Consider the following 15,083-nt stretch of genomic DNA (forward strand, 5'->3'; position numbering starts at 1 on the left):
CGGGATCGCGACAAAGCCGCAGGATTTGCGTGCTTGGACGGTCACGGACGGCCCGGGGGCCGTCCGATGGTTTCCGGTCACGCGGCCCGCAGCGGGCGCGGACGCAGATACCAGTACCAGACCCGGTATGCCTCCAGCAGTCCAAGGGGCACAAAGTGCACCAGCGCGCCGGGCACCCCACCCCAATCATGCAAGGCGGCCCAATGCAGCAGCGTCAGGACCGCCGCGGCATAGGTCGTGCGCTGCAAGGTCTTCCAGTTGCGCCCCATCTTGCGGACAAAGAAATCCGAAGAAGTCACGGCCAGCGGCACGAAGATCACAAAGGCGATCCAACCGGCCCAGATGTAGAACTTTGGCAGGTCGGCCATGACCTTCTGCACTGTGCCCAGATCGATCAGGTACAGCACCGTGTGCGCCAGCGCATAGACAAAGGCTGCGAGGCCAAGATAGCGGCGGTTCTTCTGCAGCCAGCGCGGTCCGCGCCAGCCCTTGAAGACCAGCGCCAGCGGCGAGGCCATCATGCCGATGATCATGAAACGCGCGGCGAATTCGCCGGTGGGATGCAGCGCTTCGTGGATGGCTTTGGCGTCGGTTGCGTTGATCAGGCTGTTGAGCACAGCCAAACCGGGCAAGGCCAGCAGTACCCAGAACCAGTAGGGAGAGAGTCGGGAAAACATGTCTGTGGTCTTTCTTCAAAAGAGGCGGTGTCATTGGCCCATGCCCGCTTCAGAACCGATCGGGTGCCGAACGCATCCGGGCATGGGGAGACACGTAGAAGACGGTCCCGCGGGCGCAGCACGATCAGCCGCGCCAGCCGGACATTGCTTCCGGTCAGGACGGCGAGGTGTGTCGCTGTCGCTGCGTCGGGTGTCGCTTGATCGAAACCGCCGATGGGCGGAGGTCAGCTTTTCAGGGTTGCGAAATAGGCGTCCCAACCGATGTGCGGACGGCCTGCGGCCTGCTCAAAATGGCTGGGGTTGTCGACGGAGCCGTTGCGGATGCCTTCGTAGATGCCCGCGATCACCGTCCCGATGAAATCCCCCAGCTCAGCCACACGGTCGGCGCGATAGTCATCGACACTCATGGGGCGGAACACCAAGTCGGTGCCAAAGGCGTTGTTCATGAGGTCGGCCAGTTCCGCCTGCGTGATCGGCGTGCCGTGCAGGTTGTAAGTCTGGCCGACGTGCTGAGGCTCGGTCAACATATGGGCATAGGCCGCCGCCAGTTCCCCGCGCGTGGTGTAGCCGCAGCGCCCCTCGCCCGCGCAATTGGCGATCTCGCCTGCCTTGCGATAGCTGTCGATGTATTCGATGTCGGGCTCGATATAGATGCCGTTACGCCCGATGACCCAGTCCATGCCGCTGCTGCGAATGTCGGCCTCGGTCTGGCGGTTGCTGTCGACCACCGGCGAAAAGGCGGTGCCGCTGTCAGGCCCCTGCACGCTGGTATAGACGATCCGTTCGACGCCTGCCGCCTTTGCCGCGGCAATCACGTTGCGGTGCTGATCGACGCGCGCAGCCGGGTCGCCATTGCCCGACACCAGCAACAGGCGGTCCACCCCTTTCAGCGAGGCTTCAAGCTGCGCGCGGTCGGCGTAGTCGCCGGGGCGCACCTCGATATTGAGGCCGGTGACGTTGTCCGGGGAACGCGCCAACCCGATGACGGTTTCGCCCAGTGCGGTCAGCGCACCTGCGATTTTTGCGCCCAGATGGCCGGAAACGGCGGTAACTGCGATGATCATGTCTTGTGCCTCTTGATACCGGCAGGCCGCAGGCGGCCCGCCGTGGGGAATTCTCAGCTATCGGGACAGATCAGCCGTGATAGGCTTGACTGACGGCAAAGCTGTCTTCGAACCAGTGCCACAGGACCACCTGGCCGTCTTTGACCTTGGCCCGCAGGGCAAAGGTGAATTCGCCGATTTCCTTGCCGGAATGGGTGGTGATGCCGTTCATCTTGCCAAAGACCGCAACCGTGTCGCCCGAGGCGAAGGCATCGGTGTTTTCCCATGCGGTGGTCTGGAAATTCTCGGAAAACTTGCCGAGGAAGGCGAAGATGCTTTCCTTGCCTTCCGCGCCGCCGATCCACGGCAGGGTGGTGTCGCCTTCGTTGTGCCAGACCATGTCGTCGGCCATCAGCTTGCCCATGGTCTCCATGTCGCCCGATCCCATCGCGCCCATGAAGGCCATGACAGTGTCAAAGCTTGCCTGTGTCGTGTGGTCCACGTCCTGTGCTCCTGCCTGTTGTCCCAGAATGATCGCCAGCGATGCGCCGAGCGAGGTTTTGAGTAGGGCTCTGCGGTTCATCGGTTCTGTCCTTTGGTGGGGCCGGTGCCGATCAGGCACCGGCCTGTCCGCACTTACTTGCCCGACAGCTGTTGCAGCGCGCCGGCCCAGTCTTCGACGTGCCAGGAACGGGCAATCTTGCCGTCTTCCAGCTGGTGGATGTCGATGGTCATGATGTCAAAGCTGCGGCCCTGACCGTCGACACCAAAGAAGGAGGCAACAGGCGTGCCGGTGGCGCGGCTGCGCACGGTGACGAAATCGCCGTCCTGGTGGATATCCTGCACCGCCCAGTTCAGGTCGGGGATCAGCTGGCCAAAGCCGCCCACCTGCCCGATGAAAGCGTCACGGGTCTTGGAGTTGCCGGAATAGTCGCCGACGCTGACCCAGTTTTCGCTGGTGGCGTCGACAAAGGCCGCAACGTGGTCCTTGGATCCCGGGTTGCTGAGCAGGTCGTAGAAGGCGGTGACAGTTGTCGTGTCATCCGCGAATGCGCCGGTGGCAAAGGCTGCGACGGCCGCGGAGGAAAGGATGGTCTTAAAGGTCATGGGTCGTCTCCAATTGTTGGGATTGGGGGGCGCCGACATCCGGGAACCGGAGGTGTGCGCGGGTCGTGGGTTATTGCTTGGACCACTCCAGCTGCGGGTTCTCGCGAAAGGCAAAACGGTCGAGGTGGTTGGTGATCACCTGGATCAGACGATCCAGCGCGGGGCGGTCTTCGGCGGTGACGGACAGGTCCAGACCATCTGCATCTGCCGCAAGGGTGCAGCGGCCCATGGGCAGGTCGATCCGTCCCTGCGTCTTGTCGAAATCGACCGGCACCTTGTGCCCGAAGTGCTTGCACAGCGTGCCCAGATACCGTTCGGCGTGCTGGGTGGTGAATCTGGTGGTGGCGTTCATGGTGTCGCTCCGTCGTGATGTGACAAACATCTAGCGACGGGCGATTGTTCAGGGTATTCGCTTAATTCAGAAGATATCGTTCCGCAGGGCCGAACAATGATAGAGCATCTCAGGCATATGGCCGTCTTTGCCCGTGTGGTGGATGAAGGATCGTTCCGCGCAGCGGCCAAGGCCATCGGACTGGCCCCGTCACGGGTCAGCGAAACGGTTTCGGAGCTGGAGAATTTCCTTGGCGTGACGCTGCTTTACAGGACCACACGCAAGATTGCCCTGACCAATGAAGGCCGCCTGTTCTATGCCCGCGTGGCAGAGATGTTGCGCAGCGCGGAAAGCGGGCTGAACGAGTTGAACGCCTTGTCACTGGACCCCGTGGGCGCGCTGCGGGTGTCGATGCCCGCCTTCCTGTCGTCTTCGGCGCTGGTGACCTCCATCGCCGAATTTGTGCGCCTGCATCCACAGGTCGCCCTGTCGATGACGTTTACCGATCAGCGGATGGACCTGCTGAACGACGGTTTCGACGTGAACATCCGCGCCGGATGGCTGGATGACAGTTCGATGATGTCGCGCAAGCTGGGTGAAAGTGAGCGGGCGCTGGTCGCGGGGGCCGAGTATGCCGCCACCCGCCCGGCCCCTTCACATCCGTCAGAGATGGAGGACTGGGACTGGATCCGTTACCGCAATCGGTCCGAATACACCAAGATGACTGGCCCAGACGGGGCGGAGGTGAAGATCCTCGGGCAGACCCGGCTGGAGGTCGACAGCATCGACGCGCTCTATCACTTCACCTGCCGGAACCTGGGCGCCACGGTGCTGCCCGAACACCTTGCCGCCCGTGGCGAGGCCACGGGCGAGTTGATCCGTCTCTTCCCGGACTGGCGCCTTGCCCCGATCGGCTATTTCGCCGTCTGGCCGGATACGTCGCGCCGGGAAAACCTGACGCTACTGTTCGTCAGGTTTCTGGCGGACGCAGGCCTTCGAAATCCGGAAGAGGGCTGACATCGAAATCAGAGTGCTCTGCCCTCGGCTATCAGCTTCTTGTTCAGGATCTGGGGCACATTGATCCCTGCCCCGTCCGCGCCCAGCGTGACCTTAAGGAAATCAAGGCCGCGCGTGGAGTGCGTCACGATCCTGCGCCCGCTTGATCGGCTCGTCTCCGGGCGGGCCCATCCCGGCGCAGAACAGCGGCGACAGGGGCGCAGGGTCGAATTTCTGCTCATAGCAGACCGTCTCACCCACCATGTAGGTGTCGGGCGCGGTGATCGAGTCATCCTGTTTGAAGGTGTTCTTGTACAGAACACCCAACGCGCCAACGGTTTGACCGTCACCTCGTTTCGATGCGCTGCGACCCACCACATGGTCCGGGGGATTTTCCTCCAGCATGCCGTTGGGAATACGCTGGCCGTTCGGGTGCTTGGCGTCGTCTTTCGTGGCTTGCCCTCCTCATTCAGAAGGGCCACGAAGCCATTCGCTCTCCTCGGGCTTCATCTTGTAGCTGTGACCGGCGTCCGGAAATCGGCCCCTGCGCAAATCCGCTGCGTAATCGGCAAAGAGATACGTGGCGATCTGGGCCATGTAGGCGTACCGCTTGGCAAACGTCGGCTTGAAGGTGTCAAAGGCCACCCGCAGGCCAAACCCGGTGGAGCGTATTGAAAGTGGATTGCTGTCCTATGGTGGCGACACCGACGATCACACAAACCCGTTCGAGGTCCGCCTTGGCAAAAACGTGCATAAGAACCTCGATGACCAAGTGGTAGGTATCAAGGCGCTGCGGTCGAGGTCCTGCGCGGCGGCGATCGCGACAGCGGCACGGTCTGCGAGCCCCAGTTTTTTTGGGCGGGACCACTCGGTCCCGCTTAAACCAGCGCCTCCATCTGGCGCTTGGTGAAGTCGCGCAGATAGGTCATCAACTCTTCGGACTTGCGGACCGGCACGTCCTCGTCATCGGCCAGCAGGCCCCGCAGCATCGCGCAGTAAAGCTCGGTGCAGAATTTCTGGTCCTCGTCGCTGGCGAAATAGCGCCAGAAGCGACGTGACAGGCCCTGCGTCGTCTTCATGGTCGAGAGGATGAATTCGTTCTTGGAAGCCTCGGCAAGCGCGGAATGGGTTTGCCTCAACAGCTCCATGAATCCCGCCCTGTCCCCGCTTGGCAGCGGTTCCAGCCGGGCGAGGATCTGCGCAAAGCGGTCCGTGTCGGCGCTGTTGTGACGCTGAACGGCCTTCTGGATGCACAGCCGCTCAATCGGTTCTCGCAGTTCCAGCAGCTTCAGCATGGTCATGGCGTTGAGTTCGGGAATGACGATGCCCGCGCGCCCCAGACGCAACAGGTTCTCGCTCGACAGACGCACCAGCGCTTCGCGCACCGGGGTCCGGCCAAGGCCCAGCATCTCCATCAGATCGGCCTCGGCCACCACCGCGCCGGGTTGCAGGTCACAATTGACGATGGCCGCCTCCAGCCGTTCCGCCGCCGTTTCCGCCTTGGTCTTTTTCGCCGAACTGCCCTGCACCTCTGGCCTCACTTCTGCGCTGCTGTCACCGATCCGTTTTGCCACCATCCGCCACCGGGGCGCGAACTGCAATCCGAAGGCCGGGCCGCCTGTATCGAAAGACGGCCCGAAGAGGTCAAACTGGGCGGAAGGATTTGCGCGCATAGACAAACAGGTCGATCGCGTCCCAGTCCATCTCGACGCCCAGTCCCGGCAGGTCGCTGGGTTGCACAAATCCGTCGTCGTCCGGGCGGATCACCTGTTTGGCACCGAATTCGTATTTTTCGAACGGCGCGGCCTGTTCGAAGAAATCGCAATTCTCATTGGCCAGCATCAGGTGAAGGTTGGCGGCCTGCGTCAGGGTGTAGCCCCAGCTCTGCACCTCTGATTTCATGCCATGGGCACGGGTCAGGGCCATCGCCTCGTTGCCGCCGGTAAAGCCGCCGATCCCGGTCACGTCGAACCGGCTGCGGTCCCATGACCGCATTTGCAGGGCCAGTTGGATCAGACGCAGGTCCGGCACAGAGTTGCCGCCGCAGATCACATCGGTGTCCAGCGCATGCGACAGGGCCTGATAGCCAGACAGATCACTGTCGGGGATCGGCGCCTCGAACAACTCCCAGCCCGACTGATCCAGCACACGCCCCATGCGCAGCGCCTGGTTCAGCGTGTAGTTGGCGTCTGCGTCGAGGATCCAGCCGATGCCCTGGCCGTGAAACTCCTCACGCAGGCGCTGCACCAGCCGCAGATCGTCGCGGAAGTGGCAATAGGGGTGGATCTTGATCGCGCGATAGCCCCGGTCGATCATGCGCTGGCAATAGGCGACATAGGCATCGTCATTCGGCAGCAGCGGGCTGGAGGCATAGGCCATGATTTTGTGCCGCACCGCGCCCAGCATCTTGTAGATCGGCAGGCCCAGCGTCTTGCCCTTGCCGTCGTGCAGCGCAATGTCGAACAACGAGGTCGCCAGATGGTTCAGCGGCACATAGCGGCTGCGCATCATGCTGTAGACCATCGGGATGTCGAGGATGTTGCGGCCCAGCACGAAGGGCGCCATCAGCGAAGCCGCTGAAAAGACCGTCATGTCGAACTCGTGTTCGGTGTAGACGGTCATCCCCGAGATCGCCTCGACGCCGTTCGACAGGCGCAGGCGGGCGACGATCATCGCCTCGTACATTTCGCCCAGATGCGAGGACCAGGTGACCCTTTCACCGTCGGGACCGACGGCCAGGAGTTCGATTTCTTCGACCACAGCTGCTGACATGATGCTTCCAAATAGCCGGGGGTTGAGGGGGGCAGCGGCGCCCCCTTGGCGCCGCCGACAGGTATCAGGGGATCAGAGATGATCCTCTTTCAGGAACCGGACGGTGGTGACCATCATGAACACCAGGATCACGATGATCGGAAGCCCGACAAGCACCACCGCCGTCTGCATGGTCTTCAGCCCGCCAAGGAACAGCAGGGACACCGGCAGAACCGCAATCGCCCCGCACCAGAACAGGCGGTTGCCGCGCGACGGTTCCTGCCCTTCGTCCAGTTCCTTTGTCGAAGCGCAGGCCATGACATAGGCGGCGGAGTCAAAGGTTGTGGCCAGCATCACGATGCCGGACAGCGCCACCGCCACAAGGACGATCGAAGAGGCCGGCAGGGTCTTGAACATCTCGATGATGGCGGGGGCCACACCGTTGTCGTTCACAAGGTCCGCCATCGGCAAAAGGCCCTTGATCTGCTGGTCGATGCCATAACCGCCCAGGACGACGTAGAACAACACACAGCCTGCGGTGCCAAAGGTCAGCAGGCCGATGATGACTTCGCTGATCTTGCGCCCCATCGAGATGCGGGTCACGAACAGCCCCATGAACGGTGCATAGGCGACCCACCACGCCCAGTAGAACACGGTCCAGGCCTGCGGAAAGCCGGAGTGGCCGACCGCGTCGGTCCAGAGGCTCATGGTGATGTAGTTGGTCACGGTATAGGCGATGGAGTCCATGCCAAGGGCCACGATGAAGCCGGTCGGCCCGGCGAAGAGTACATAGACGATGATCGCCAGTGTCAGCAGCGAGCCGAAGTAGGACAGCCGCTTGATCCCCTCATCCAGACCCAGCCCGCTGGAGATCGAAAAGACCGCAGTGCAGCACAGGATGATGACCACATCCATCCAGACATTGGGCTCGACGCTCAGCACATTCGCCAGCGCGCCGCCGATCATCGGTGTGCCAAGGCCCAGAGAGGTCGCCGCAGCCCCAAGGATGCCGAAGATGAACAGGTAGTCGATCACCCGGCCAACAGGCCCGTCGACGATCGATCCAAGTGCGCCGCGGCAGGCCTCGCTGACCTTGTAGATATGGGTTTTTCGCACGTAGTAGATATAGGACATCGCCACGGCGGGAATGCAGTACAGCGCCCAGGCGGTCGGCCCCCAGTGAAAGATGCCATAGGCCTGTCCGACGGTGAACATCTGCGGCGTCTTCGCCTCAAGCTCGAACGGGGTCCAGGCGTAGTGATAGGCCCATTCGGTCCCCGCCCAGAGCATCAGGCCAGAGGCGATCCCGGCAAGGAACACCATCGCACCCCAGGCCGTCCATGTGAATTCAGGGGCGGTATCCACGTCACCCAGCTTGACCGCGCCAAACCGCGACGCGGCCAGCCAGAGAACAAACACCAACGCGCAGAAACCGACGCCGAGAAAGGCGAAATCGAAACTGGTGGTCATCCACTTGAACAGGCCGTCCAGCGTGGTCTTGCCCTGTTCGGGGAACAGGGTCAGCAGAACCGCCGATCCAAAGATCAGAGCAAGGCTGATGATCTGCATCCGGCGATCCGTGACCGGACGACCGGCCACGGGTTTTGCGGCGCTGTTCAGCGCCTCTTCTACGATAGCCACGTTTTTCTCCTCCACGTGTGCCGGGTCAACCGGCGGCTTGCATGAGTTGGGAAATCTCGACCCCGTCGATGGACTGGAAATCGACCCCGTCCCGGATCGAAAGGTCGGTCGCCAGGGCGGCGGCCCGACCGTATTCAAAGCACTGCGCGGTGACCCGGCAGCTTGCCAGCGCCTCGTGTTCGGCGCTCAGGCAGCGCCCGGCAACGATCACGCCCCGGCCCTGTTTCGGCACGAGGGTGGCAAAGGGCACGTCGTAATAATCATCCACCAGCCATTCTGTTTTCGGCTTGGCGCCATAGTGCAGTTCGATCGGCCAGCTTGACCGGGCGATGGAGTCGTTCGTCTTGCGGGTGTTGACCACGTCATCGTTCATCAGGCGCTTCATGCCCTCGATGGAACGCGTCTGGCGCACGCCGACTTCCTGCGCGTAATCGATGAAATAGGCGTCCTCACAGCCGGGGATTTCCTCCTTGAGGAAGTCGAAGAAGGCCCGCGCCTGGTAGATCGAAAACTGCTCGGCCTCGGAGTGATCGACCGGGTCGGTCACGTCCAGCGCGCGCCCGTCAAAGCCGGTGATCTTGGTGCCGTTGACAAGGATTTCGCCGGGATTGACCGTCGGGAACAGCCAGACCTTCTTGCGCAGCAGCTCGTCACGCTTTTCCAGCTTATCGACAACCTTGGGCGGCGATATCGTGTTCTCACCCCAGTACGCCATGTACTTGTCACGATCCACGTTGCCGATCTTGAACATCATCGACGGGTTCTGGATCACGCCGTTGTTGCCCTTGGTGGTCGACAGACCCATGCGGAACACCGCGTCGCCGTCGCCGCTGGCGTCGATCACCCGCTTGGCCATCGCCTTGGTAAAGCCGGAACGTGTGTGCAGCACCAGCCCGGTCAGCGTGTCGTCCTCGGCAATCACGTCGACCATTTCGGTGTGATAGAGGATCTGCACCCCTGCCCCGCGCAGCACATCGGTCGAGACCTTCTTGTACTGGGCGCAATCATGCGTTGTGACCCAAGTCTTGCCGTAGATCTGCGGCGCGGTCAGCCCGCCTTCGGCGTCCAACGCGGCGCGGAACCGCTCGGCAAAGCCAAAGATGATCTGCTGGGGTTGCGCGACATGCGGATCGGCGACGGTCAAGTAAAGACCGCAGATCGTGCCGGACATGCCCGACACCGCAGCCCCGCCGCAAAACCCCAGCCGTTCGATCAACAGCGTCGAATGACCGGCCTCTGCGGTTGTGGTAGCCGCCGCGATTCCGGCAGGCCCCCCGCCCAGCACGATCACGTCGAACGTGCCAAACTCCGGGATATCCCTGTACCTGTCCGATCCCTGACTGGGTTGGTAGTTCGGCATGTCGCACCTCCAATATTCTGTAAATATATTTAGAATATCCACTACGCATTTCGAGAATAAAAACGACAATCCGCCACCCAAACGCGACATCCGCAACCCTTTGGTCGCGGCTAACGGTTACCCTCAAACTCTCGTCGGGACGTCTCGATGGTCGAAACAGTTGCCCGCTCACCTCCCATGCCACCGCCTGCCGGGCAAATTCGTGTCCCGAAACGCCCAGGTTGAAATCGCAGCCTGCTGCGTTCCGTGGTATCCAACCGGTATCCGAAAAAACCAATCAGGCGCACACCGACATGGACAAGCTATCCGTCATGCAGGCGTTCCTGCGGATCGTCGAACGCCGCAGTTTTGCGCGCGCCGCAGAGGATCTCGGCGTTTCACCGGCCTTGCTCAGCCGGGAGATCAAGCTGCTTGAGGAAAGCCTTGGCAGCACACTGTTGACGCGCACGACCCGGTCCATGTCCCTCACCGATGCCGGGCGGCTGTACTATGACGAGGCGTCGGGAATCCTTGGGGCCGTGACCGGGCTGGAGGATCGCATCCGCGCTGGAACTGGTACTGTAACGGGCTACCTGCGTGTGAATGCGTCCAATTCCTTTGGGCAAATGGTGATTGCGCCGTTCCTGCCGGACTTTATCGACGCCTATCCGGATCTGCGGCTCACTCTGTCGATGGACGACAGGGTTGTGGACATGATCGAAGGCGGGTTCGACGTTTCGATCCGCATCCGCCCCGCGATGCCGGATTCCGCGCTTGTCGCCCGCAGGATCGGTACCATCCGGCAACGGATCTTTGCCGCGCCCGCCTATCTGGATCGCGCCGGGGTCCCGCAACAGCCGCAGGACATTGCGCATCACAGAGTGATCGGGTTTCTGCTGGCCGAGCACCTGAGCACATGGACGCTGCACGGCCCCGAAGGCACGGTCACGCTCGACATTGATCCCCCGATCCGCGTCGGCAACAGCCTTGTCCTGCGTGACCTGCTGATCTCTGGTCAGGGCATCGGCACGCTGCCGGATTTCGTGTCGAAAGACGCCGAAGCCCGCGGCGACATCGTGAACATTCTGCCCGACTGGGAACTGCCCGCACCGGATATCTTTGCGGTGACGGCCTCGCGGCTGGGCATGGATGCCAAGGTGACGGTATTTCTGGACCATCTCCGGGCCGCCCTGCGCCGCTGACATTCTTCAACCCATGTAAAGAATGAAATGACAGCGGACCGGTTAATCCGCCCCGCCCTTTCCACGATCTTCTCAGGCATCGAAACCCACACCGCCTGAGAGGTTCCCATGACCCGTGTACTCGTCCTCTATTACTCCAGCTATGGCCACGTGCGCGCGCTCGCGCAGGCAGAGGCCGAAGGCGCCCGCCGCGTGCCCGGCACCCATGTCGATCTGCGCCGCGTTCCCGAAACCGTCCCCGAGGAGATCCGCCAAAAGGCCGGGTTCGTTCCTGATGACACGCCTACGGCAACCCCGGCCGAGCTGGAATCCTATGACGCCATCATCATTGGCACACCGACACTGTTCGGCATGATGGCGGGCCAGATGAAATCCTTTCTCGATCAGGCGGGCGGGCTTTGGGCGCGCAATGCGTTGGTGGGCAAGGTCGCCGCCGTCTTTGCCTCCACCGGTTCCCAGCATGGCGGGCATGAGGCGACATTGCTGACGACCCAGATCCCGCTTCAGCATTTTGGCATGCTGATCGCGGGCATGCCCTACACGTTTGCCGGTCAGACCACGGCAGATGGGATCGTCGGCGGTGCGCCCTACGGCGCAGGCACCATCGCGGGCGCAGACGGCAGCCGCACCCCGACCGAAACCGACCTTGCCGGAGCGCGGTTTCAGGGCGCCCATGTGGCCCGGATCGCCGCGCGGCTGGCCGGGGCCAACCTGCAAGAGGAGGCCGCGTGATGCCCGGCCTGACCACCGACTTTTTTCACGGCGTTGTCTGCTGCTGGTGTTTCAACATCGCGGCGCGAATGCGCCGCCTTGCCGCCTGAAAGGAAGCGTCATGATATTCCGCATCTTACGCCATTTGCGCCCGCGTTGCCGGGCCTGTGACCTGCCCTCTCACATGCGACGCGACATCGGGCTGGAGGCCCATGCGCTCTGCCCGCAGGCGCGCTTCGATCCGTTCCAACTCCACACAGGAGGCCGCCCTTGACCCGCACCTCTGACATTATTTTGACGGCGCTTGCCCCGGCGGTCTGGGGCAGCACCTATCTGGTCACGACCGAGGCCCTGCCCGAGGGGTATCCGATCACGCTTGCCGCCCTGCGCGCCCTGCCCGCTGGCCTGCTGCTGCTGGCCGTTACACGGTGCCTGCCGCCCCGGGCGTGGCTTGGCCGGGCTTTCCTGCTGGGCAGTTTCAACTTTGCGCTGTTCTGGGTGTTGTTGTTCGTCGCCGCCTACCGGCTGCCCGGCGGGGTCGCGGCAACGCTGGGCGCGCTTCAGGCGATAATCGTGATCGTCATGGCGCGCGGCTGGCTAGGCACGCCGATCAGGGCCGGTGCCGTCGTCGCGGCGGCGGCCGGGGTTCTGGGCGTGGCGCTGTTGCTGATTGGCCCCGAGGCCGGTCTGGATCCCATCGGCATCGCGGCGGGCCTTGGCGGGGCGGCCTCCATGGCAGCGGGAACAGTGCTCAGCCGGAAATGGCAGCCCCCCGTGAGCGCGCTCAGCTTTAGCGCATGGCAGTTGACGGCGGGCGGGCTGATCCTGTTGCCGCTTGCGCTGTTCACAGAGCCGCCGCTGCCCCCGCTCACGACGACAAACCTTGCCGGTCTGACCTGGCTTGGCCTGATCGGTGCCGCCGCGACCTATGCGATCTGGTTTCGGGGCGTTGCACGTCTTGAACCCGGGGCGGTGTCCATGCTGGGCATGATGAGCCCGGTGACGGCGGTGATCCTTGGCTGGGTCTGGTTGGGCCAATCCCTGTCGCCGCTGCAGGGCATGGGGGCGGTGATCGTCCTAGGCGCGGTCTGGGCAGGTCAACGGGCGAACCGGCCGACGGCCCCATCACACAAGGAGAGCCCGCCATTGGGCCTGTTTCAGATCGGCCAGAAGACCAGCAAGGCCGGGATCGAAACCGCGATCACCAGCAGTTCCAGCGGCAGCCCCATCCGCCAGTAATCCGCGAAACGATAACCACCCGGGCCAAGAATGATCGTGTTGTTCTTGTGCCCGATGGGCGTGAGAAAGGCGCAGGAGGCGGCCACCGCGACCGCCATCAGAAAGGTGTCGGGATTGGCGTCCAGCGATTGCGCGATCGACAGCCCGATGGGCGCCGCGATCAGCGTTGTCGCCACGTTGTTGAGGAAATCCGACATCGTCATGGTGACCACCATCAGCACCGCAAGGCTGACCCACGGGGCGCTGCCTTCGGTCAGGACAAGGATCTGACGGGCCAGCAGTTCTGCACCGCCGGTCCGTTCAAATGCTTCGGCCAGCGGGATCAGGCTCGCCAGCAGCACGATCACCTTCCATTCGATCGAGTTGTAGACCTCGCGCCCGCTGACCAGCCCCAGAACCACAAAGGCGATCACCGCCGCCGCAAGGGCGATCGACAGCGACATCAGCCCGGCCACCGCCAGCCCGACCGCGCCGACAAAGACCCCGATGGACAACCCGGCCTTGCCGCGCTGGACCACTTCGGTATGCCGCCCTTCGATGGGCAGCACCCCCAGCCACTCGATGCTGCTTTCGACGTTGCGCGGCGTTCCCAACAGCAACAGCACATCTCCCGGTCGGATCGGCAACAGGCGCACACGGTCACGAAACGGCCTGCCCTCGCGCGAGATGCCCAGCAGGGTGACGGAATGCCGGTGCAGCAGGTTCAGACTGCGTGCGGTGCGTCCGGCGATCCGCGCATCATCCGGCACTATGGCTTCCTTCAGGGTCAGACCCGGCGCCATCACGCCCCCTTCGTGTTGCTCGGACCCGGCAAATTTCAGCGACGCCTTGCCCATGAAGCTTTCGATTGCCTTGGGCTCACCCTCGACCACAAGATAATCGCCCGGCAGCAATTGCTCGCGGCTGCCCAGACCCGGCCGCCGCTTGCCATGCCGGATCAGGCCAAGAATATGCACATCGGCCTCTTCGGCGGCTGGATACAGCGATCGGACCATCCGTTCCTGCGCCTCCTCCGTGTCGCCGACCTTCAGCTCGGCCACGTAGCGGCCTTTGCGGAATTCAGGTGTCTGTTCCGCAACCGCGGTGCGCGCCGGCAGCAACCGCCACCCCACGGTCGAGACAAAGGCGATCCCGGCCAGTGCAACCGCCAGCCCGACCGGCGTGAAGTCGAACATGCCAAAGGACTCGCCCAGAACGCCCTGACGATACTCGGAAATCACGATGTTGGGCGGAGTGCCGATCAGCGTGACCATCCCGCCGAGGATGGTTGCAAAGGACAGCGGCATCAGGCTTTGCCCCGCCGCGCGCCCCGCCTTTTTGGCCGCCTCCACATCCAGCGGCATCAACAGCGCCAGCGCGGCCACGTTGTTGATGACCGCCGACAGCACCGCCCCCACGGTGCCTATGATGGCAACATGCAGCGGCAGCGGGCGATCCGCGTCGATCATGCGTGCCGCGATTAACTCTACCGCGCCTGATGCGGACAGTGCCCGGCTCACGATCAGGACCAGCGCGATGATGGCCACCGCCGAATGCCCAAAGCCCGAGAACACCTCTTCCGTGGGCACAAGCCCCAGAACCGCCGCAAGGGTCAGCGCGCCAAACGCCACCAGATCATAGCGAATGCGCCCCCAGACCAGCAAAACGAAGATCACAAGGAAAAGGCCGATGATAAGTGTCTGGTCGTCGGGCATCTGGGTTTGCTCTTGCGCGGTTGCAGGGGTTTGACGGACGCGATCCGACCGACGGATACGCCCCCTGCGCCCAAATTCTCGGGCGCCGGGGCCACAGGTTTTGCAGCCCCACCAAATCAGGTCGGATGCCCGCTGTCATGGCGAAAATTGGCAGGCACGGACCGGAGTTTCGAAGACTGCCACAACCACCACCTCGCCCCCGCAGCGGGCCGAGCGAGCGCCGGCCCGCCCCCACGAAAGTCGGCTAACAGACCGTAGAATAAGACAATTGTAAGAAACTTTCCAAAGGTGGAAACCGGATCATAACCGCTCCCCCCTTAGATACCCCGATCCGAAGAACGACCGTAAACTT

The 15,083-nt window shown here is 62.9% G+C and carries 15 protein-coding genes; 4 read left to right on the top strand and 11 right to left on the bottom strand.

Features of this window, described 5'->3' with window-relative positions:
- Positions 1-77 precede the first annotated feature (77 nt).
- The 5 genes from ACTXGA_RS00725 to ACTXGA_RS00745 form a co-directional block, all read right to left on the bottom strand.
- The gene (locus ACTXGA_RS00725) at positions 78-677 is read right to left on the bottom strand and encodes a protein-methionine-sulfoxide reductase heme-binding subunit MsrQ (RefSeq protein WP_443391174.1); all 600 of its coding nucleotides are present in this window, start codon (positions 675-677) and stop codon (positions 78-80) included.
- A gap of 224 nt (positions 678-901) precedes the next feature.
- On the bottom strand, positions 902-1,741 hold the full coding sequence (locus ACTXGA_RS00730; protein ID WP_443391175.1) for an SDR family oxidoreductase: 840 nt from the start codon (positions 1,739-1,741) through the stop codon (positions 902-904).
- A 70-nt stretch (positions 1,742-1,811) separates the two neighbouring features.
- A complete protein-coding gene (locus ACTXGA_RS00735; protein ID WP_443391176.1) occupies positions 1,812-2,303 on the bottom strand; it encodes a nuclear transport factor 2 family protein in 492 nt (163 codons plus the stop codon).
- A gap of 53 nt (positions 2,304-2,356) precedes the next feature.
- Positions 2,357-2,827, bottom strand: a complete 471-nt coding sequence (locus ACTXGA_RS00740; protein ID WP_443391177.1) for an ester cyclase — start codon at positions 2,825-2,827, stop codon at positions 2,357-2,359.
- Between the two features lie 70 nt (positions 2,828-2,897).
- On the bottom strand, positions 2,898-3,179 hold the full coding sequence (locus ACTXGA_RS00745) for a DUF2218 domain-containing protein (protein ID WP_443391178.1): 282 nt from the start codon (positions 3,177-3,179) through the stop codon (positions 2,898-2,900).
- A 96-nt stretch (positions 3,180-3,275) separates the two neighbouring features.
- On the opposite strand from ACTXGA_RS00745, the gene ACTXGA_RS00750 reads away from it, so the two are divergent.
- Positions 3,276-4,175 (top strand): LysR family transcriptional regulator, encoded by a 900-nt coding sequence (locus ACTXGA_RS00750; protein ID WP_443391179.1) that lies wholly within the window; start codon positions 3,276-3,278, stop codon positions 4,173-4,175.
- Between the two features lie 102 nt (positions 4,176-4,277).
- On the opposite strand, the gene ACTXGA_RS00755 is transcribed toward ACTXGA_RS00750, so the two are convergent.
- From ACTXGA_RS00755 to ACTXGA_RS00775, 5 genes are all read right to left on the bottom strand, one after another.
- Positions 4,278-4,529 carry a hypothetical protein gene (locus ACTXGA_RS00755; RefSeq protein ID WP_443391180.1) on the bottom strand — a complete coding sequence of 84 codons (252 nt, stop codon included), beginning with the start codon at positions 4,527-4,529 and terminating at the stop codon, positions 4,278-4,280.
- A gap of 503 nt (positions 4,530-5,032) precedes the next feature.
- On the bottom strand, positions 5,033-5,728 hold the full coding sequence (locus ACTXGA_RS00760) for a GntR family transcriptional regulator (protein ID WP_443391181.1): 696 nt from the start codon (positions 5,726-5,728) through the stop codon (positions 5,033-5,035).
- Between the two features lie 70 nt (positions 5,729-5,798).
- Positions 5,799-6,926 (bottom strand): mandelate racemase/muconate lactonizing enzyme family protein, encoded by a 1,128-nt coding sequence (locus tag ACTXGA_RS00765; protein ID WP_443391182.1) that lies wholly within the window; start codon positions 6,924-6,926, stop codon positions 5,799-5,801.
- 72 nt (positions 6,927-6,998) lie between these two features.
- Positions 6,999-8,546, bottom strand: coding sequence for a BCCT family transporter (locus tag ACTXGA_RS00770; protein WP_443391183.1), 1,548 nt, complete (start codon positions 8,544-8,546; stop codon positions 6,999-7,001).
- A 25-nt stretch (positions 8,547-8,571) separates the two neighbouring features.
- Positions 8,572-9,906 carry an FAD-dependent oxidoreductase gene (locus ACTXGA_RS00775; protein WP_443391184.1) on the bottom strand — a complete coding sequence of 445 codons (1,335 nt, stop codon included), beginning with the start codon at positions 9,904-9,906 and terminating at the stop codon, positions 8,572-8,574.
- A gap of 293 nt (positions 9,907-10,199) precedes the next feature.
- On the opposite strand from ACTXGA_RS00775, the gene ACTXGA_RS00780 reads away from it, so the two are divergent.
- The 3 genes from ACTXGA_RS00780 (at position 10,200) to ACTXGA_RS00790 (ending at position 13,037) form a co-directional block, all read left to right on the top strand.
- Positions 10,200-11,087: a LysR family transcriptional regulator gene (locus ACTXGA_RS00780; RefSeq protein ID WP_443391185.1), complete on the top strand. Its 888-nt coding sequence runs from the start codon at positions 10,200-10,202 to the stop codon at positions 11,085-11,087.
- A gap of 108 nt (positions 11,088-11,195) precedes the next feature.
- Complete coding sequence (gene wrbA, locus ACTXGA_RS00785; protein ID WP_443391186.1) at positions 11,196-11,819, top strand: NAD(P)H:quinone oxidoreductase; 624 nt, start codon at positions 11,196-11,198, stop codon at positions 11,817-11,819.
- Positions 11,820-12,068: 249 nt separating this feature from the next.
- The gene (locus ACTXGA_RS00790; protein ID WP_443391187.1) at positions 12,069-13,037 is read left to right on the top strand and encodes an EamA family transporter; all 969 of its coding nucleotides are present in this window, start codon (positions 12,069-12,071) and stop codon (positions 13,035-13,037) included.
- Here ACTXGA_RS00790 and ACTXGA_RS00795 read toward each other — a convergent pair.
- Positions 12,956-14,731 carry an SLC13 family permease gene (locus tag ACTXGA_RS00795; protein WP_443391188.1) on the bottom strand — a complete coding sequence of 592 codons (1,776 nt, stop codon included), beginning with the start codon at positions 14,729-14,731 and terminating at the stop codon, positions 12,956-12,958. The two genes, ACTXGA_RS00790 and ACTXGA_RS00795, sit on opposite strands and share 82 nt — an antisense overlap.
- Positions 14,732-15,083 lie beyond the last annotated feature (352 nt).

It is taken from the genome of Antarctobacter jejuensis (assembly GCF_052266595.1).
Lineage (GTDB): Bacteria > Pseudomonadota > Alphaproteobacteria > Rhodobacterales > Rhodobacteraceae > Antarctobacter > Antarctobacter jejuensis.